This window comes from Brevundimonas sp. FV1ye7S, assembly GCF_058680995.1.
The window spans coordinates 3132883-3150247 of the sequence record NZ_CM178726.1 but is presented as its reverse complement, the minus strand read 5'-3'; the positions used below and the strand labels follow the sequence as shown (position 1 = coordinate 3150247).

The following is a 17365-nucleotide window of genomic DNA, read 5'->3' as shown; positions in this document are numbered from 1 at the left end:
GTCACGGGTAACCGCGTTCGTCCAGCTTGACTATTCAGTAGTCGTGCGGACCAGGGGGATAATACGGCCTTAAGGCTTGGGGGCGGGCGAGCGCGGCGTGTTGCGACGTCGATCCGGGCCTCTTAGCGCCCCGTGCTGACCACCCGGCTCATGTCCAGGCCCAGGGCGCGGGCGCGGGCCATCAGGCGGCTGCGTTCCGCCGCAGAGACGCTCTGGTCGCGATGCCAGATCCACCAGTCGGACTTGTTCGGCAGGGCCAGGATGGCCCAGCTGTATTCCGGATCATGGTCCCAGACCCAGTAGTTCTGGCCCGCCAGACCGCCGAAGCTGAGCAGGCCGGGCAGGGTGAAGCGGAATTTGGCGTTGGTCGTGGTGTCGGCGATGCGGGCGTTGGCGCGCAACACCTCGTTGCGCCCGTCGGCGCGGCGGGTGCAGGTGACGACGATGCCGTAGCGGTCGGGTCGATCCTGACGCGTGAAGTCGATCTGGGCCCGGCTGCAGTCCTTCTGGACGTCGTTATGGCTGCGCTCGATCTCGAACCAGCGGCCGTCGAACCGGTCCAGATCGACGGCCCGCGACTGGGCCAGGGCGGCGAACGGCAAGAAGGTGAAAGCGGCGGCGAACAGGCTGGCGCGAAGCATCGGATGGCGTCCTCGAGCGGTTTTCAGGACATACGACGCCCAGCGGCGTTTGGTTGCCTGTGATGCGCTGGCGATGTTCGAGGCCCAGAACCGGCCAAGTGTCGCACTTCTGCGACAACAGCGACGGGCTGATTTTTCAGCGTCTCGTGTAACGTCGATCTCATTCACATCGCGTTAGTGATTGAGGCGCGACGCTCCAGTCTAATTAGATCAGTCAGTAGAAAAAATACCTGACTGTAATTGATAAAAGACAGGGGGCTGCCGTGACCGATATAACAACTCAAATAACGACCTGGAATACACATGACCGGGAAATTGGAGAGATTGTTCATGAGCGAGCTGGAAAACATCTGGAAAAGGCTCTGCTCGGCGCCTACCAGGTCATCGATCCGTCGCTGACCGCCTTGCCGCGTGATGTCTGGGAGAATGAGAAGAAGAAGTTCTCGTTCATCGCTCGGGGCAATTTTCCTGACGAATATTTTGAACAGCAGGCGGTCATTACGGAGAACATATCCAGCAGCCTGGATTATGCGACCTATCTCAGCAAGACCTATGCCGCCTACGCCGCAGGACTGGCGTCTGGCCTGATGAAGGAAAAGCGCTGGAACGAGAAGAACTCCGACGAATTGATGCTCAGTTTGATGCGGTCGGTCTTCTCCGACGCCAGTGTCGTCATGTTCAACTATTTCCAGATTCTAACGGCCAAGGCCGACGAGGAGCGCGCCATCGTCGAAGCGGAGCGCAAGCTGGTCGCCGATGAGCAGGGCGCGGTGGTCTCCGCCCTCGCCGACAGTCTGAAGCGATTGGCCCAGGGCGACCTCACAGCGCGAATCTCTGTCCCCTTCAATGGTCGCTACCAACAGATCAAGGACGATTTCAACGCCGCCATCGACAGCTTGCGCGAGGCCATGACGGCCATTGCAGCGTCCACAAGCGGATTGCGCGCGGGCTCGGATGAGATCGCCGCCGCCTCTGACGACCTGTCGCGCCGCACTGAACAACAGGCCGCCAGCCTGGAGGAAACCGCCGCCGCCCTCGATGAGATCACCGCGACGGTGAAGCGCAGCGCCGATGGGGCCAAACAGGCCGCCGCCGCCGCCTCCGACGCCACGGTGGGCGCAGCCAAGTCCGGTGATGAGATGCAAGACGCCGTCGCCGCCATGGGCGAGATCGAACAGAGCTCCAGACAGATCACCAACATCATCGGCGTGATCGACGAGATCGCCTTCCAGACCAACCTGCTGGCCCTGAACGCCGGCGTCGAGGCGGCGCGGGCCGGGGACGCCGGCCGCGGTTTCGCCGTCGTCGCCCAGGAGGTACGCGCCCTGGCCCAGCGCTCGGCCGAAGCGGCGCGGGAGATCAAGACCCTGATCGCCAGCAGCACGGGCCAGGTTGAGCGCGGCGTCAAACTGGTCGGCGACACCGGCAAGGCCCTGACCGGCATTGTGACCAAAATCGCCGACATCGACACCCTGGTCTCAGAGATCGCTCAATCGTCTCAGGAACAGGCGACAGGCCTCAATGAGGTCAACACCGCCGTCAACCAGATGGACCAGGTGACGCAGCAGAACGCCGCCATGGTGGAACAGGCCACCGCCGCCGCCTCGAATCTGAGGGCGGAAGCAGGAGAACTGGAGCGGCTGGTGTCACGCTTCCAGACCGGCGAACCGGCCCGTGCGGCCGCCCGCCCTGAACCGATCCGGTCCGATCGTCCCATGCCGGGGCGCAGCGCCGCTCCCCACGGGCGCGACAAGGTCGTCGCCCTGGTTCGGCCCGGCGGAACCCAAGGCAACGCAGCGCTCAAGGACTGGGAAGAGTTCTGACGCTCAAGGCTCCGGTCAACGTGTCAGGCGCGCCCGATTGACGGCCCAGTCGGCGCGCGTCTGACCCCACAGGTCGATCACATGATCCTGCATCGGCTCGGGCAACTGGCCGCGTCCGCGATTGACCGAGCCCAGCCGCGTCGCCACCCGGGCCGAGGGCAGGTTGTCGGGATCGATACAATGGATCACGTCGTCCCAGCCCAGCACGTCGAAGGCGTAGTCCATCGTCGCCGCTGCGGCCTCGACCGCATAGCCCTTGCCGGTGGCGTCGCGCTGCAGGCTCCAGCCCACCTCGCGGCCCGGCCAGCCATAGGGGTGGAGGGGGCCGATCCGTCCGACCCACAGTCCCGTCGCCTTTTCAAGAATCGAGAACATGCCTTCGCCGGTCAGGGCCCACATGCCGGCGACGGCGCACAGGGTGCGCCAGACCTGGGGCGGGGGCTGGACGCCGCCGATGAAACGGGCGGTCTCCTCATCGGCCATGAATTCGGCCCAGCGCGGAAAATCCTCGACCGCCGGCGGACGCAGGATCAGCCGCGCCGTCTCCAGCGTCGGACCGAGGGTTACGTGCGGCGGAACGGCGTAGGTCACAGCAGATACTCCCGCTCCAGCGCGTACTGGCTGCCGTCGCCGGTCAGGACGCTGGAATAGAGGCCGAAACGGTCGATGCGGATCGGGGGCGAGTGCAGCAGATTGTGGCCCGCCATCCAGGCGCCGATCCGGTCCGGGTTCGTCTGGGGCTTCAGATAGGCCAGGGTGACGTGCGGGCGGTAGTCGCGGGCCTCCAGCGTCAGGCCCGCGCGTTCGCCGGCCTTCTTGCAGCGGCCCGCCAGCACGGTCAGCCGTTCGTTGGGCGTCTCGATCCCGACCCAGAGGGTGTGGCTGCGGTGGTCGTCGCCGAAGGCGCCGACGCCCTTCAGCACGATCTCGAAGGGGCCGCCGGCGACGCGGGCCAGTTCGGAGGCCAAGTCGTCGGCCCGGCGCTCGTCCGTCTCGCCGTAGAAGGCCAGGGTGACGTGCAGGGCGTCCAGGGGCCGCCAGCGCGCGCCCGGAAGGCCCGACTGGCGGCGTTTCAGCGTCTCCTCGACGTCCGGCGGCAGGGTCAGGGCGGTGAACAGGCGCAACATGCGACCGAAGGTAGCGGCAGGAACCGCGCCCTCCAAGTCCGGTTTTCCTTGCAGTGGAGCCTGTGGCTCACGATATTCGAGCCCTGTGATCGGAGAAGTCTCTCCGGCCAATCGGAGAAAGCACGTCGCCATGAGCGATTTCAACAACGGCTACGCCCGCCCCCTGCCGCAGACGGCCGACATGTCGGTGGACGCCGGCCTGCGCGGCTTCATGCTGGGCGTCTACAACAAGCTGGCTCTGGGCCTCGTGGTCGCGGCGGCCCTGGCCTATGTCACCGGCAATGTGCCGGCGGTGCAGCAACTGCTGTTCGGCGTGACGCCGGACGGCCGCGTCGGCCTGACCATGCTGGGCATGATCGTCCAGTTCTCGCCGCTGGTGCTGCTGTTCGGCTCGATGTTCTTCATGAAGAACCCGACGGCCAAGGGCGTGAACCTGCTGTACTGGGCCGTGGTGGCCTCCATCGGCGCGGGCCTGGGCGTCCTGTTCCTGCGCTATACGGGCGCCTCGCTGGCCTCGACCTTCCTGGTCACGGCGGCGGCCTTCGGCGGTCTGAGCCTGGTGGGTTACACCACCAAGAAGGACCTGACGGCCATGGGCACCTTCCTGATCTTCGGCGTGATCGGCCTGATCGTCGCGATGATCGTCAACATGTTCATGCAGTCGGGGACCCTGTACCTGATCATCTCGGGCCTGGGCGTGCTGATCTTCGCGGGTCTGATCGCCTATGACACCCAGCGTCTGAAGATGACCTACTACGCCCTGGGCGGCGACCAGAACGCCATGGGCGTGGCCACGGGCTTCGGCGCCCTGAGCCTGTTCATCAACTTCGTGAACCTGTTCCAATTCCTGCTGGCCTTCATGGGCGGCAACCGGAACTAAGACCTGTCGCAAGACGGATGCGGAAAGGGCCCCTCGCGGGGCCCTTTCTTTTGGGTCAGTCGATCACCTGGAACTTCCGCCCATCGAAGACCCGTAGCGCCTGGGCAAGATCGCGGCCGCGTTTGAGGATCTGGCCGCCTTCGCCGATGATCGCCCACTGGCCCTGGCGCGCCTGGAGCGCGGGGCGTTTCTCGATGCGGTAGAAGGGGGCGTCGCCCGACCGGCGGAAGACGGCGAACTCGGCGAAGTCCTTGTGGCCGACCATGGCGTAGTCGCGCCATTCCCCCTGGGCGACCATGCGGCCATAGACCCGCAGGATCAGGTCCAGCTCGCGCCGTTCGAAGAAGACCGTGCCGGATTGGGGCTGGGCCTCGTGCGGGGTAATGCTCATGGTCTGAACTTAGTCGCCCCGGCGAGCGGCGCCAGAGGGGCCCGCCGGGGAAGAAAACGTCCGCGACACCAAATGGCCCTGTTTCGGTCCTTCGCCCGCCCGTTTGGAAGGCGAGATACCGATCATCGGCTCGTCGGAGTTCGGAAGCGTCCGGATCCTGAACAGCCCCCCCCAGCCCCCTGGATGTTTCCACAAAGGGCTCCGGCGGCCGATGCTTCCTCCAAGCGAGCGCCCGCCTTGCCGATCCCCTCCCCCTCCCAGGCAAGGCGGGTGTTTCTTTCTGGAGCCAGGCTCGGGTCGGATGCGCCACGGTCGGCGCCCGACCCGAAGCCTTTAGGCCGCGCCCTCAGGCCGTAAGAGGGATTTCCAGGTTCACCGTCACCGTATCGCCATTGCGGCGCGCCTCGACTGCGGTCGCGCCCGCCGATCCGCGCAGGGCCTCGGCCGCCGCGCGGGCGTCTGCGACCGGGGCGCCCCCGACTGAAGTGATGATGTCGCCGGCGATCAGTTCGCCCTGGGCCGCCGCCGAGCCGCCCTCGACAGCGACGACCTGAACCTCGCCATCGAGGTCGCGCAGGGTGGCGCCGTAAGCCAGCACCCGGTCCGCGCCGATATGGACCGCGCCCTCGACGGGGGTCGCAACCGTCAGGGCGGTCGTCGCCTCGTGCCCGGCGCGCAGATAGACCACGTTCAGGCTGGACCCTGGCGCGGCGACGCCGACCGTGGCGTTGACCGACCCGGCGTTGGCCACCGGCCGGCCCTGGATGCGGGTGACGATGTCGTCGTCGCGCAGGCCCGCCCGTTCGGCCGGCGAGCCTGGGGCCACGTCGGCGACCACGGCCCCGCGCACGATGCCCAGCCGCATCTCGCGGGCGCGTTCGGCGGTCAGGGAGGCGAAGATGGCCCCGGTCTCGCCGCGCTTGACCTCGCCGTGGGCGCGCAGCTGGTCGGCGACATACAGCATGATCCGCGTGGGCACGGCGAAGGCGATGCCGTCATTGCCCCCGCCCATGCCGCCCGACAGGATCGAGGTGTTGATCCCGATCAGCCGCCCCCGGCTGTCCAGCAGCGGCCCGCCCGAATTGCCAGAGTTCACGGCTGCGTCGGTCTGGATATAGTCCTCGACGGCGTCGCCCAGGCCCGAACGGTTCAGGCCCGAAATGACCCCCATGGTCAGGGTCTGGTCCAGGCCCAGCGGATATCCGACCGCAAAGGCCAGGTCGCCGGTCCGCAGGGTGTCGGAATCGACCGTCTGGACCTGTTTCAGGTTCAGCGGCCGGCCGTCCGGCACGATCTTCAGCACTGCGATGTCGGTGGCCTTGTCCGCCCCGACCAGGACGGCGTCGAACAGGCGGCCGTCGGTCAGGTCGACGGTGAATTTCCGCCCGTTCTCGACCACGTGGTTGTTGGTGATCAATATGCCCTGGGCCGCGTCGACGATGACGCCCGAGCCCGAGGCGTAGGGTTTGGGATCGTCGGCGTCCGAGCTGGGGCCGCGCGACTGGCCCAGGGTCGTCACCTGGACCACGGCGGGCAGGGAGCCCTCCAGGCCGGCGGCGAAGCTGAAGACGCCGCGTCGGGCGTCATAGGGCAGGGTGCTGGGGCCGGACTGCGCAAGGAGCGGACCGGCGAAGGTCAGCAAGGCGGCCGCCAGTGCCAGCGAGGATGCGGCCAGGGTCGAGGCGGCCGTGGAGCGAAGCGTCATGTCTAGTCCCTTGATCGAACTCCGACCCTAGCCCGTGTTCTCGCGCATGACGATGGCCCCTGTACGATGGCGCCTCTGGCGTCGGCGCTTGCGAAACAGGGCTTGCGTCGCGTCCGCTCCCGCGTGACCATTGACGTTCGCGAACACCCGGAGCCGCCGCATGAGCCAGACGACGATCGACCGCGCCCGTTCGGGCTCCACGGCGTTCGACCGCCTGTTCCGCGAGCACCCCCGCCAGGTCGGCGAGACCTATCTCCAGCATATGGCCGCCTCGACCGTCTTCGGTTTCCGCCTGCTGCGGCTGGCCGGCGCCGCCTTCGCTCACGCCCTGGTTCCCGGCGTGCACAAGACCACAGTCTCCACCGCCGTTCGTGGCTTGGCCCAGGAGGTGGGCGGCCGGGCGGAAGAGGCGAAACTGACCCGGATGCGCGATGCTGGGGTGTGGGACGTGGGGCTCTAGTCGGGTCGGGAACCGCCCGGCCATGCAATTGCCGGGGTTCGTGCTATATAGGCCGGCTAAACCGCATCCAGGATCGCCGCCTTGAGCATCACGCTCGATCTTTCCCGTGTCTCGAACGCGCCCGCTTTGAAGGCCCCCGTCAACCTGTCCGGTCTGACGCGCGCGGGCCTGCGCCAGGCGCTGATCGACGCGAACGTCTGTCCGCCCGAAAAGGCCAAGATGCGCGCCAGCCAGGTGTGGAGCTGGATCCACCACTACGGCGTCACCGAGTTTTCGGCCATGAGCAATGTGGCCAAGGACATGCAGGCCAAGCTGGCCGAGCATTTCACCCTGGCCCGGCCCGAGATCGTCGAACGCCAGGTGTCGAAGGACGGCACCCGCAAATGGCTGATCCGCACCGCGCCCGGCATCGAGATCGAGACCGTCTATATTCCCGACGTGGGCCGGGCCGGCGCCCTGTGCGTGTCCAGCCAGGTCGGCTGCACCCTGAACTGCACCTTCTGCCACACCGGCACCCAGAAGCTGGTCCGCAACCTGACCGCCGCCGAGATCGTGGCCCAGGTCCAGGTGGCGCGTGACGACCTGGAGGAATGGCCGTCGCCCAAGGAAGACCGCCGCCTGTCCAACATCGTCTTCATGGGCATGGGCGAGCCGCTCTACAATCTGGACCATGTCGCCGACGCCATCGACATCATCTCGGACAATGAGGGCATCGCCCTGTCGCGTCGGCGGATCACGGTCTCGACCTCGGGCGTGGTGCCGCAGCTCGACGCCCTGGGCACGCGCACGGCGGCCATGCTGGCCATCAGCCTGCACGCCACCAACGACGCCCTGCGCGACGTCCTGGTGCCGCTGAACAAGAAATATCCGCTGGACCAGCTGATGGCGGGCATCCGGGCCTATCCGGGCCTGTCCAATGCGCGGCGGGTGACGTTCGAATACGTCATGCTGAAGGGCGTCAACGACAGCCCTGAAGAGGCGCGGGCCCTGCTGAAGCTGATCGAAGGCATTCCGGCCAAGATCAACCTGATCCCGTTCAACCCCTGGCCGGGCGTCGAATACGAATGCTCGGACTGGAAGACGATCGAGCGTTTCGCCGCCATCCTGAACAAGGCCGGCTACGCCAGCCCCATCCGCACGCCGCGCGGGCGTGACATCCTGGCCGCCTGCGGCCAGCTGAAGTCCGAGAGCGAGAAGGTGCGGGCGAGCACGCTCAGGAAGGCGGAGCAGGCGGCGGCGTAAGCGGCCAGGGCATTTGCTCCGCGACGATCCGAAAGATCAGCGCCCCGACAGCGCCGGCTGCTGGCGAGGGCAGAATCGCCAAGGGCCCCAACGCGCCAAAGACCGCCATGGCCGCTAGTCCCGAGAGCAAAGCTCCCGCACCCGCGAGGGTCAATAGCCGCGCCTGACCCAAGCGCCGGAGGATCAAATAGGTCGGTATGCCGGCACAGAAGCTTCCCAAAAGGAAAATTCCGAAGACGACAGGGGATAGGTGCAGAAGGATAACGACCGCGATGAAGCCGTCGCTGAACGCCATCGGCACACCTTGGTTAAGACCGGCGACCGTCGCAACGACACCTGTGAAGACGACGTAGGCGAAGCTTGCTGCAAAGGCCGCAAGTATGGCTGCCGCGACAATGACGCCTATACGCATCATGGCCTGCTGAATCGGGGGTGGCGCCATTGGACCTCTCCATTTCACGAATGGATGAGTGATCAACCGATCTGCTGCAATGCCCCTGCACAACTGTCCGACACATAATGTCACGCACTGTGTCCGCCGCGCGCTTGCGGATTGGGGCGGCAATCGGGCAAGGCGTGTGGATATGGACCCATCACTGTCCGACGTTCTGTCCAGCGCCGAGGTGCAGGCTTTCGCCTCGGGCTTTCCGGTCATGGTCATGCACCTGGCCGTCACCCTGCTGCTGCTCGCAGCGGGGGCGGCGATCTACGCCATGCTGACGCCGTGGAAGGAGATCGCCCTGATCCGCGAGGGCAATCCGGCCGCCGCCGTGGCCTTCGCCGGAATTCTGGTCGGTCTGGCCATTCCGCTGGCGGTGTCCCTGTCGGTCTCGACCTCGGTTCGGGACATCACCATCTGGGGGGTGGCGACCCTGGTGCTGCAACTGCTGGCCTTCCGGGTCGTGGACCTGATGCTGCACGGCCTGCCGCAGCGGATCAAGGACGGCGAGGTCTCGGCCGCCGTGGTCCTGGTGGGGGCCAAGCTCGCCACGGCCGTGATCCTGTCCGCCGCCCTGACCGGCTGATCGGCGGGCTGACCCATGCAATTCCCCCGCCTGCCGGACTGGGCCATCTACAGCGCGGTCGCGGGCGTGCTGCTGGCCGTGTCGCTGGGCCGGCGCGAGAACGCCGACGCGCCGCCCGCGCCGCCGCCGCCGGACGAGATCGAGGGCGCCCTGCTGGGGCCCGTCACCCCCTTCGATGCGGCCGTCACCCTGGACGCGCCGGACACGCCGTTCAGGCCCCGCTCCGGCACCGCCTTTTCCATCGCCGGGCGCGGACGCTGGATCACCGCCCGCCATGTGGTCGAGGGCTGTCGTCGCCCGGCCCTGGTGATCGGCGGCGGCCGGGCTGTGGCCGCCGACGTGCGCCTGGCGCCCCGCGCCGACGTGGCGCTGCTCATTACCGACGGCGGCCCGCCCGCCCTGCCGGTCGCCGCCCAGACGCCGCTGCGCAAGGGCCAGCGCGCCTTCCATCCCGGCTTCCCTCAAGGGCGGGCCGGCGAGGTGACCTCGCGCCTGCTGGGTCGCGAGACCCTGAAGGTGTTCGGGCGCGGCGCCCGTGACGAGCCGGTCCTGGCCTGGGCCGAGGTCGGACGCACCGACGGGCTGGAGGGCACCCTGTCGGGTCTGTCGGGCGCGCCGGTGATGGATGGACGCGGCCGCGTCCTGGGGGTCACTATCGCCGAGGCCCCGCGCCGGGGGCGAATCTACACCACGGCGCCGGAATCCTTTGCTCCCGCCATTCGCGGCGAACAGCGCGCGGACGAGGTGGCGCTGGGCGAGCCGGTGACCATCGACAACTATGGCCGGGTGGCGGATGCCCTGCGGCGGGACCTGCGCGTGGCGCAGGTGGTGTGTCTGTCGGTTTGAGGCGGGCCGTTAACCCGTCATCCTCGGGACAAGCCCGAGGATGACGGGGTCTAGATGGCCGCCTTTATTTCAGCGCGCCGCTGTTCAGGTTCAGGTCCCCGGCCTCGATGACCTCCAGGTTCGGGTGTTTGGCGCGCAGGGCGTCGAGGAACAGCGAACCGTCGCCGACGATCACCAGGCTGGCGCGATTGACCGGCAGGTGGTCGGCGAAGGCGGCCTGGACCTGTTCTGGCGTCACGGCGCGGACGCGGCCGGCGTAGTCGGCCAGATCGCTCATCGGCAGGTCGTACAGGGCCAGGTTGGCGACCAGGGCGCCCAGGCCGTCGACCGTCTCCAGCGAGCGGCCAAAGCCGCCGATCAGGGTGGCCCGGCGCGGGGCCAGGTCGGTCTGGGTCGGGGTTTCTGCGCCCAGTTTGGCGATCTCGGCCAGGATCAGGTCGGCTACCTCGTCGGCGGTCTCGTTCTTGGTCTGGGCTGAGGCGGTGAAGAGACCCGCGTCGGCGCGGACGCCCAGCGAGGATCCGGCGCCGTAGGACAGGCCGCGCTTGATGCGGATTTCCTGGTTCAGCCGCGACGAGAAGCCGCCGCCCAGCAGGGTGTTGCCCACCGTCAGCGGGAAATAGTCGGCGTCGGTGCGCGACACGCCGCGGATGGCGGCGGTGACGGCGGCCTGACCGGCGCCCGGCTGGTTCACCACCACGATGCGCGGGGCAAGAGCCTGACCTGCGGGATTGGCGGCGCCGGCGGGCGCCGTCCCGGCCGGGCGCCAGTCGCCGAACGCCTGTTGCGCCAGGGCGCGGGCGGCGGCGGGGGTGATGTCGCCCGAGAAGACCAGAGTGGCGTCCGACGGCCGATAGCGGGCGGCGTGGAAGGCGGCGACGTCGGCGGGGGTGATGGCCGGCACCGTCTGTGGCGTGAGCGTCGCGCCATAGGGGGCGTCGCCATAGATGACGCGGCCCACGGTCATGCTCGCGATGGAGCTCGGCTGGCTAAGCGCGACGCGCAGGCCGTCCAGGGCCTGGGCCTGCTGACGCTCAAGCTCCTCGGCGGCGAAGACCGGGTTCTTCACCAGATCGGCCATCAGGGCGACCGTCGCCGGGAAGGCGTTGGCCGGGGCGTTGGCGTAGACATTGGTGAAGTCCACGCCGGCGCCGGCGCCGACCGAGGCGCCCAGTTGTTCGATCTGGGTCGCGATTTCAGGCGCCGACCTGGTCTTGGTGCCCTGGGTAAGCAGGGCGGCGGTCATGGCGGCGATCCCGGCCTTGCCCGCCGGATCGTCGGCCGAGCCGGCGTCGAAGCTGAGACGGGCCGAGACCAGCGGCAGGCCGTCGGTCGGGGCGACCAGGACGCGCAGGCCGTTGTCCAGACGGAAGTCGGCGACGCTGGGCGTGGCCGGGGCCACTTCGGCGCCGGGCTGCGGCAGGGGCGTGCGTTCGGCCTCGGGCAACAGGACCGCAGGGGTTCCGGCCGGCGCTAGGTCGGCGACCTTGACCGGGGCGTCGACGTTCATCTTCTGAACCGAGGGCGGGTTCTGCTCGTCGGCGGCCAGGTAGCGGATCGTCGCCTGGCGCTGCGGCGTCAGATATTTGCGCGCCACGCGCTGGATGTCGGCGACCGTGACGGCCTGGATCTGGGCGATCTCGCGGTCGGCGGCGGCGGCGTCGCCGGTGTTGATCAGGGCGAAACCGAGCGCCGTGGCGCGGTCGTCCACCGTCTCGCGGCTGCGCAGGGCGTCGGCGACGATCTCGTTCTTGGCCTCGGTCAGTTCGGCGGCGGTGACGGGGGCGTCGCGCAGCTTGGCGATCTCGGCGTTCAGGGCGGCCACGCCCTCTTCGGCCGTATGGCCCTGGGCCATGATGGCCAGGGCGGTCAGATTGCCGGCCTGCTGGGCGAAGTCGGGGGTCGAGCCGATCTGGGCGGCGATCTGCTGATCATAGACCAGCGACCGGTACAGTCGGCTCGACTCGCCGGTGGACAGGATGCCGTCCAGCACGGTCAGGGCGGCGCGATCGGCGTCGGCGTACTTCACCGTCGGCCACCCGACGACAGCGGTGGGCAGGGGCACGTTGGGCGCATAATAGGTGGCGTCGCGCGGGCCGGTCGGCTCGGGCTCGACGACATTATTGGCTGGCAGGGGCGTGGTCGGGTTCTTCAGCGGGGCGAAATACTGGTCGATCCAGCGGTCCAGCTGGGCCTGGTCGAAATTGCCCGCCACGATCAGATAGGCGTTGTCGGGCCGGTAATAGGTGGCGTGGAAGCGCAGCACGTCGTCGAGGGACGAGGCCTCGAGCTCTTCGATCGAGCCGATGCCGGCGCGGCGATAGGGGCTCTCCTGATACAGGGTCTCGGGCACGAACAGGCCGAACAGCCGGCCGTAGGGATTGGCCAGGATGCGCTGGCGGTATTCCTCCTTCACCACGTCGCGCTCGGCGACGAAGGTCGGCTCGTCCACGACCAGGGAGCCCATCCGCTCGGCCTCGGCGAACAGCATCCGCTGCAGGTGGTTGGCGGGGACGGTCTCGAAGTAGGCGGTGGTGTCGTCGGCGGTGAAGGCGTTGTTGGACCCGCCCACGTCCTCGGTCAGCCGGTCGAAGGTCTCGGGCGGCAGGTTCTTGGTCGCCTTGAACATCAGGTGTTCGAACAGGTGGGCGAAGCCCGAGCGGCCGGCCGGATCGTCCTTGGACCCCACCTTGTACCAGACCTGGACCGTCACGTTCGAGGTGTCGGCGTCGCGCGCCGTATAGACCTCAAGCCCGTTCGGCAGCACGCGCTTGGCGAAGCCAAGCGGCGGCACGACCACGCCCTGGGCGGCTTGGACAGCGGCGGGCGCTGGGGCCGGGGCGGCGAAGGCGGGGGCGGCCAGCCCCAGCAGCAGGGCCGAGGCGGCGACGGTAAGGGACAGGCGGAATTTCATGCGGCTCTCCAAGGCCCGGAACGCCGGGCGGCTGGACCGTATCAGCGATTGCCCGCAACGCACCTTACAGAGCTGTAATCTTCAGCGTCCGAACACCTCGACGCCGATATCGCCGGCGGACGTCAGCCAGGCGCGCTTCATGCCCTGGCTGTTGAAAGGGCAGGCGATGTTTCCGGCGGCGTCGAGGGCGATCATTCCGCCGTCGCCCCCCATCGCGCCGATCTCGTCGATCACGGCCTTGGTGGCGCCGGCCAGGGTCTGGCCGGCGGCGACGCGCCAGGCGACCTGGGCGGCGGCGGCGACGCGGATGAAATATTCGCCCTGGCCGGTGCAGGAGGTCGCGGCGTGGCCGTCGGCCCAGGTTCCGGCGGCGGGGATGGGGGTGTCGCCGACGCGGCCCGGCATCTTGCCGAAGACCCCGGCGGTCGAGGTGGCGGCGGCGAGACGGCCTTGGCTGTCCAGCACGCAGGCGCCGACGGTGCCGTGGCTGAGGGTTCCGGGCGGATGATTGTCCTCGCCCTGGCCGGCGCCGGTGTACCAGGCGGCCTCGTCGGCGATGGGCTCCAGCCCCTGATCGTGCGCGAACAGGGCCGCGCCCTCGCCGACCAGCATGACGTGGGGCGTGCGGTCCATGACCGCGCGGGCGGCGACGACGGGGTTGCGGAAGCCCTGCAGGGCGGCGACGGAACCGGCGCGCTTGGTCGATCCGTCCATCAGGCTGGCGTCCAGCTCATAGGCGCCGGCCAGATTGGGCGAGGCGCCCTTGCCGGCGACATAGAGGCCGGAATCCTCCAGCATCACGACGGCGGCGACGGCGACGTCCAGGGCGCTGTCGCCCGCGTCCAGCCGCGCCTTCATGGCCTCGACCACCTGACGCATGTGCACGACCTCGGCGTCATAGTTGCGTTCGCGCCGGGCGCCGGCGCCGCCGTGGAGGATGAGGGCGGTCATGTCGTCTTCCTGAGCCTGTTTCTGTCGCCTCTTTCAATCGGGCGTGGCGCTCTTTAGCGTTGGGATGAAGGCCGCGCCATGTCGGCTTGTCCAATAAACCAACGGCCTCAAGTCGCGCGAAGCGCGCTAGGCCAAGGAGGAATAATGCGCGCTGTCTTGTCCAAGGCTCCTGGCGGTCCCGAAACCCTGGTGGTGGAAGACGTGCTCGATCCTACGCCCAAGGCGGGCGAGGTGGTGATCGAGGTGAAGGCCGTGGGGATCAACTATCCCGATACGCTGATCATCGAGGACAAATACCAGTTCCGGCCCGAACGTCCCTTCTCGCCCGGCGCGGAAGTCGCCGGCGTGGTCGAGGCGGTGGGCGAGGGCGTCAAGGGCGTGGCCAAGGGCGACCGGGTCATCGCCGTGCCCGGCTGGGGCGGGCTGGTGGAGCGGCTGGCGGTGCGGGCCGAGACGGTCATTCCCATTCCAGAGGCCATGAGCTTCGAAGAGGCGGCGGCCCTGATCATGACCTATGGCACCAGCTATTACGCCCTGAAGGACCGGGCGAAGCTGCAGCCGGGCGAGACGCTTCTGGTGCTCGGCGCGGCCGGGGGCGTGGGCGCCGCCGCGGTCGAACTGGGCAAGGCCATGGGGGCGCGGGTCGTGGCCGCCGCCTCGACCAACGACAAGGTCCAGTTCGCTTTGGACCTGGGGGCCGACAACGGCCTGATCTATCCAACCGGGCCTATGGACAGGGCGGCGCAGAAGGAACTGTCGGGCGAGTTCAAACTGGCGACGGGGCGGGACGGGGCCGACGTGGTCTATGACGTGGTGGGCGGCGATTACGCCGATCCGGCGCTGCGGGCCATGGACTGGAACGGGCGCTATCTGGTGGTCGGCTTCCCGGCGGGAATCCCGTCCCTGCCGCTGAACCTGACCCTGCTGAAGTCGGTGTCGGTGATCGGGGTCTTCTGGGGCGCGGCGGTTGCGCGTGATCCGAAGGGCCACGCCGCCAATATGGCCGAGCTGATGCAGATGTACGCCGAGAGCAAGATCAAGCCGCGTGTGTCGAAGACCTTCCCGCTGGAGAAGGCGGGGGAGGCGATCAAGGCGCTGGGCGACCGTCAGGCCTTGGGCAAGATCGTTGTGACGGTGGGGGATTAGATCAGACCCTCTCCCGCTTGCGGGAGAGGTGGCCCGGCGTTCGCGAAGCGAACCTGGGTCGGAGAGGGAAGTCTTGCTTGAACAAGAAGACTTCCCCCATCGTCAGGCGTGTCGCTGCGCGCCACGACCTGACACTTCCCCCGCAAGCGGGGGAAGATCTGCTATTTCCCCTTCAACCGCTGAACCGCGTCCTCGGCCTGGTCGCGGTGGCGGCGTTTGATGTTGGCGCCGAGGGTGGCGATCAAAGCCGCGATCACGGCCGCGTCGTCGGTATAGCCGATGCCGGCGAACAGGTCGGGGATCGCGTCGATCGGCATGATGAAATAGGCCAGGCCGGCGAAGATCATGCCCTTGGCGGGCAGGGGCGTCGCCGGGTCGCGCGCGGCGTACCAGGCGGCCAGGGCCTGATCCGCGAAGGGGATGCGGGCGGCCGTGCGCTGGATCTTGGGCCAGAAGCCCTTGGCGACTCGCACCTCGTTGACCTTGACCACAGAGGGCACGAGGGCCTTTCGCGGGTCCAGGGCGTCGACGGGTTTGGCTTTGGCGCTCATGGCCGCTAAATCCTCAAACGAAACTCAGGTTCAATACAACATAGGAATGACCGGGATGAAACTCGACAGCACCATTTCCGCCGTGGTCACGGGCGGCGCCTCGGGTCTGGGCGAAGGCACGGCGCGCGCCATCGCCGCCACCGGGGCCAAGGTCGCCCTGTTCGACCTGAACGCCGAGAAGGGCGAGGCCATCGCGGCCGAGATCGGCGGCGTCTTCTGCCAGGTGGACGTCACCGACGACGCCTCGGTCGCCGCCGCCTTCGCCAAGGCCCGCGCCGCCCATGGCCAGGAACGTCTGACCGTCAACTGCGCCGGCATCGCCACCGGCATGAAGACCGTCTCGCGCAAGAAGGACACCGGCGAGATCAAGGCCCACGACATGGCCCAGTTCGAACGCACGGTGCGGGTCAATCTGTTCGGCACCTTCCGCGTCCTGTCGCAGTCGGCGGCTGGAATGGTGACGCTGGAGCCGATGGCGGACGGCGAGCGCGGCCTGATCGTCAATACGGCCTCGGTGGCGGCCCAGGACGGCCAGATCGGCCAGGCGGCCTATTCGGCGTCCAAGGGCGGGGTCTACGCCATGACCCTGCCGATCGCGCGGGACCTGGCCCAGGAAGGCGTCCGCTGCAACACCATCCTGCCGGGCATCATGTGGACGCCGATGATGGCCGGCATGGACCAGAAGATCCAGGACGCCCTGGCCGCCGCCATCCCCTTCCCCAGCCGCCTGGGCACGCCGGCCGACTACGCCTCCCTGGTGCTGGAGCTGGCGCGCAACGTCTATATCAACGGCGAGTGCATCCGCCTGGACGGGGCTATCCGCTTGGCGCCGCGCTGACGCGCGGAGGGGCGCTACGCTCGCCGCGCGGCGGCTCGCTGCTTGAGCGCGAAAGCGCTCAGGCGGCGAGAGCACGGGCGTTCCGGCTTCGGCCGTTTAGGCATGAATTCGGCCCAAATAGCGCGAAGCGCGATAGTCGCAAAAAAGAGCTTGCAGGACCGCTCAACCCTCCGCTATACGCCCCCTCCTCGACGGGGAGCGCACTTAGCTCCTACGGAGTGCGGGCGTAGCTCAGTGGTAGAGCACAACCTTGCCAAGGTTGGGGTCGAGAGTTCGAATCTCTTCGCCCGCTCCAAGTCGAAACCAAGGTAGACAAGCAGTTAGCCTTCCCCTCCGGGGTCCAAAACTGCTTCCCAGTCGTCCGAGCGCCCCTATGGGAAGCAGTGGGCAGCGCAAAATATCGCGTCGTAGAAAGCCACGGCGTGACTCCGGTCACTTCCGGTGATTTTGCGCGTGCGTCGTCGCGTCCGCAAACGGAAACCTGATGTGCTAGAGTGGGGGTCAGAGGGCCGTGGCGACGTGACCAAAGCGACCCGGATGTCTCTGGTCACGCCTGCACTGCGTCCGGCGTCATGTCCAAGAGCGACCCCATTTGTTCGTACGGCATATGCGCCATGCGATGGAGCAGGAAGACCTCGCGCGGGTCGCGGGGGAAATCGAGGATGGCTTTGAGCAGGGCTGTCCGCTCGCCGTGTCCAAAGCTCTCGCCGCTCTGACGCCAACCCTAGCTCTGAGCTTGGTCACGTTCTCGCTCCTCCCTGGTCGAGCGCATTCTCCACTCGATCAAGCGACGATCTCGTCCAGGGGGCTGCTTCCTGAACACCG

At 67.9% G+C, this 17365-nt stretch carries 18 protein-coding genes and 1 tRNA gene; 9 read left to right on the top strand and 10 right to left on the bottom strand.

What is annotated here, in order from left to right:
* Positions 1-122: 122 nt before the first annotated feature.
* Positions 123-641 carry a lipocalin family protein gene (locus ACW18C_RS15340; protein ID WP_447941376.1) on the bottom strand — a complete coding sequence of 173 codons (519 nt, stop codon included), beginning with the start codon at positions 639-641 and terminating at the stop codon, positions 123-125.
* A gap of 263 nt (positions 642-904) precedes the next feature.
* On the opposite strand from ACW18C_RS15340, the gene ACW18C_RS15335 reads away from it, so the two are divergent.
* Entirely contained in the window at positions 905-2464 is a 1560-nt protein-coding gene (locus tag ACW18C_RS15335; protein ID WP_447941377.1) for a methyl-accepting chemotaxis protein, read from the top strand.
* 15 nt (positions 2465-2479) lie between these two features.
* Here ACW18C_RS15335 and ACW18C_RS15330 read toward each other — a convergent pair whose 3' ends face one another.
* Together ACW18C_RS15330 and thpR are read right to left on the bottom strand one after the other, a co-directional pair.
* The gene (locus tag ACW18C_RS15330; protein ID WP_492071808.1) at positions 2480-3055 is read right to left on the bottom strand and encodes a GNAT family N-acetyltransferase; all 576 of its coding nucleotides are present in this window, start codon (positions 3053-3055) and stop codon (positions 2480-2482) included.
* Positions 3052-3591, bottom strand: a complete 540-nt coding sequence (gene thpR, locus ACW18C_RS15325) for an RNA 2',3'-cyclic phosphodiesterase (RefSeq protein ID WP_492071806.1) — start codon at positions 3589-3591, stop codon at positions 3052-3054. The genes ACW18C_RS15330 and thpR overlap by 4 nt, the downstream gene beginning before the upstream one ends.
* 130 nt (positions 3592-3721) lie before the next feature.
* On the opposite strand from thpR, the gene ACW18C_RS15320 reads away from it, so the two are divergent.
* Complete coding sequence (locus ACW18C_RS15320; RefSeq protein ID WP_008263679.1) at positions 3722-4471, top strand: Bax inhibitor-1/YccA family protein; 750 nt, start codon at positions 3722-3724, stop codon at positions 4469-4471.
* Positions 4472-4526: 55 nt separating this feature from the next.
* Here the strand turns inward: ACW18C_RS15320 and ACW18C_RS15315 are convergent, their stop codons facing one another.
* Positions 4527-4862: a DUF2794 domain-containing protein gene (locus ACW18C_RS15315; protein ID WP_492071804.1), complete on the bottom strand. Its 336-nt coding sequence runs from the start codon at positions 4860-4862 to the stop codon at positions 4527-4529.
* A gap of 346 nt (positions 4863-5208) precedes the next feature.
* Positions 5209-6567 carry a trypsin-like peptidase domain-containing protein gene (locus tag ACW18C_RS15310; protein ID WP_492071802.1) on the bottom strand — a complete coding sequence of 453 codons (1359 nt, stop codon included), beginning with the start codon at positions 6565-6567 and terminating at the stop codon, positions 5209-5211.
* Between the two features lie 160 nt (positions 6568-6727).
* Here ACW18C_RS15310 and ACW18C_RS15305 point away from each other — a divergent pair, with 160 nt between their 5' ends.
* Together ACW18C_RS15305 and rlmN are read left to right on the top strand one after the other, a co-directional pair.
* Positions 6728-7027 carry a DUF6356 family protein gene (locus ACW18C_RS15305; RefSeq protein WP_492071801.1) on the top strand — a complete coding sequence of 100 codons (300 nt, stop codon included), beginning with the start codon at positions 6728-6730 and terminating at the stop codon, positions 7025-7027.
* An 81-nt stretch (positions 7028-7108) separates the two neighbouring features.
* Positions 7109-8269: a dual-specificity RNA methyltransferase RlmN gene (gene rlmN / locus ACW18C_RS15300; RefSeq protein WP_492071800.1), complete on the top strand. Its 1161-nt coding sequence runs from the start codon at positions 7109-7111 to the stop codon at positions 8267-8269.
* Here the strand turns inward: rlmN and ACW18C_RS15295 are convergent.
* Complete coding sequence (locus ACW18C_RS15295) at positions 8241-8711, bottom strand: hypothetical protein (RefSeq protein ID WP_154726335.1); 471 nt, start codon at positions 8709-8711, stop codon at positions 8241-8243. The two genes, rlmN and ACW18C_RS15295, sit on opposite strands and share 29 nt — an antisense overlap.
* A 142-nt stretch (positions 8712-8853) precedes the next feature.
* Here ACW18C_RS15295 and ACW18C_RS15290 point away from each other — a divergent pair, with 142 nt between their 5' ends.
* Complete coding sequence (locus tag ACW18C_RS15290; protein WP_008263805.1) at positions 8854-9294, top strand: DUF350 domain-containing protein; 441 nt, start codon at positions 8854-8856, stop codon at positions 9292-9294.
* Positions 9295-9309: 15 nt separating this feature from the next.
* Positions 9310-10140, top strand: a complete 831-nt coding sequence (locus ACW18C_RS15285) for a S1 family peptidase (protein ID WP_008264237.1) — start codon at positions 9310-9312, stop codon at positions 10138-10140.
* A gap of 64 nt (positions 10141-10204) precedes the next feature.
* Here ACW18C_RS15285 and ACW18C_RS15280 read toward each other — a convergent pair whose 3' ends face one another.
* Together ACW18C_RS15280 and ACW18C_RS15275 are read right to left on the bottom strand one after the other, a co-directional pair.
* Entirely contained in the window at positions 10205-13054 is a 2850-nt protein-coding gene (locus ACW18C_RS15280; protein ID WP_492071799.1) for a M16 family metallopeptidase, read from the bottom strand.
* A gap of 81 nt (positions 13055-13135) precedes the next feature.
* Positions 13136-14005 (bottom strand): isoaspartyl peptidase/L-asparaginase family protein, encoded by an 870-nt coding sequence (locus tag ACW18C_RS15275; protein ID WP_492071798.1) that lies wholly within the window; start codon positions 14003-14005, stop codon positions 13136-13138.
* A gap of 144 nt (positions 14006-14149) precedes the next feature.
* Here ACW18C_RS15275 and ACW18C_RS15270 point away from each other — a divergent pair, with 144 nt between their 5' ends.
* Positions 14150-15151 carry an NADPH:quinone oxidoreductase family protein gene (locus ACW18C_RS15270; protein ID WP_492071796.1) on the top strand — a complete coding sequence of 334 codons (1002 nt, stop codon included), beginning with the start codon at positions 14150-14152 and terminating at the stop codon, positions 15149-15151.
* Positions 15152-15312: 161 nt separating this feature from the next.
* Here the strand turns inward: ACW18C_RS15270 and ACW18C_RS15265 are convergent, their stop codons facing one another.
* Positions 15313-15702, bottom strand: coding sequence for a YkvA family protein (locus ACW18C_RS15265; RefSeq protein ID WP_035307542.1), 390 nt, complete (start codon positions 15700-15702; stop codon positions 15313-15315).
* A 55-nt stretch (positions 15703-15757) separates the two neighbouring features.
* On the opposite strand from ACW18C_RS15265, the gene ACW18C_RS15260 reads away from it, so the two are divergent.
* Positions 15758-16540 carry an SDR family NAD(P)-dependent oxidoreductase gene (locus tag ACW18C_RS15260; protein ID WP_040349825.1) on the top strand — a complete coding sequence of 261 codons (783 nt, stop codon included), beginning with the start codon at positions 15758-15760 and terminating at the stop codon, positions 16538-16540.
* Between the two features lie 220 nt (positions 16541-16760).
* Positions 16761-16835 (top strand) — tRNA-Gly (locus ACW18C_RS15255).
* Between the two features lie 252 nt (positions 16836-17087).
* Here the strand turns inward: ACW18C_RS15255 and ACW18C_RS15250 are convergent.
* On the bottom strand, positions 17088-17168 hold the full coding sequence (locus tag ACW18C_RS15250) for a hypothetical protein (RefSeq protein ID WP_492074044.1): 81 nt from the start codon (positions 17166-17168) through the stop codon (positions 17088-17090).
* Positions 17169-17365 lie beyond the last annotated feature (197 nt).

Bases quoted from the DNA above. Each gene is read 5' to 3' on its own strand.
- ACW18C_RS15285 (WP_008264237.1), top strand. From the start codon at position 9,310: ATGCAATTCCCCCGCCTGCCGGACTGGGCCATCTACAGCGCGGTCGCG.
- ACW18C_RS15270 (WP_492071796.1), top strand. From the start codon at position 14,150: ATGCGCGCTGTCTTGTCCAAGGCTCCTGGCGGTCCCGAAACCCTGGTG.
- ACW18C_RS15265 (WP_035307542.1), bottom strand. From the start codon at position 15,702: ATGAGCGCCAAAGCCAAACCCGTCGACGCCCTGGACCCGCGAAAGGCC.
- ACW18C_RS15305 (WP_492071801.1), top strand. From the start codon at position 6,728: ATGAGCCAGACGACGATCGACCGCGCCCGTTCGGGCTCCACGGCGTTC.
- ACW18C_RS15260 (WP_040349825.1), top strand. From the start codon at position 15,758: ATGAAACTCGACAGCACCATTTCCGCCGTGGTCACGGGCGGCGCCTCG.
- ACW18C_RS15280 (WP_492071799.1), bottom strand. From the start codon at position 13,054: ATGAAATTCCGCCTGTCCCTTACCGTCGCCGCCTCGGCCCTGCTGCTG.
- thpR (WP_492071806.1), bottom strand. From the start codon at position 3,591: ATGTTGCGCCTGTTCACCGCCCTGACCCTGCCGCCGGACGTCGAGGAG.
- ACW18C_RS15315 (WP_492071804.1), bottom strand. From the start codon at position 4,862: ATGAGCATTACCCCGCACGAGGCCCAGCCCCAATCCGGCACGGTCTTC.
- ACW18C_RS15320 (WP_008263679.1), top strand. From the start codon at position 3,722: ATGAGCGATTTCAACAACGGCTACGCCCGCCCCCTGCCGCAGACGGCC.
- ACW18C_RS15340 (WP_447941376.1), bottom strand. From the start codon at position 641: ATGCTTCGCGCCAGCCTGTTCGCCGCCGCTTTCACCTTCTTGCCGTTC.
- ACW18C_RS15290 (WP_008263805.1), top strand. From the start codon at position 8,854: ATGGACCCATCACTGTCCGACGTTCTGTCCAGCGCCGAGGTGCAGGCT.
- ACW18C_RS15275 (WP_492071798.1), bottom strand. From the start codon at position 14,005: ATGACCGCCCTCATCCTCCACGGCGGCGCCGGCGCCCGGCGCGAACGC.
- ACW18C_RS15310 (WP_492071802.1), bottom strand. From the start codon at position 6,567: ATGACGCTTCGCTCCACGGCCGCCTCGACCCTGGCCGCATCCTCGCTG.
- ACW18C_RS15295 (WP_154726335.1), bottom strand. From the start codon at position 8,711: ATGGCGCCACCCCCGATTCAGCAGGCCATGATGCGTATAGGCGTCATT.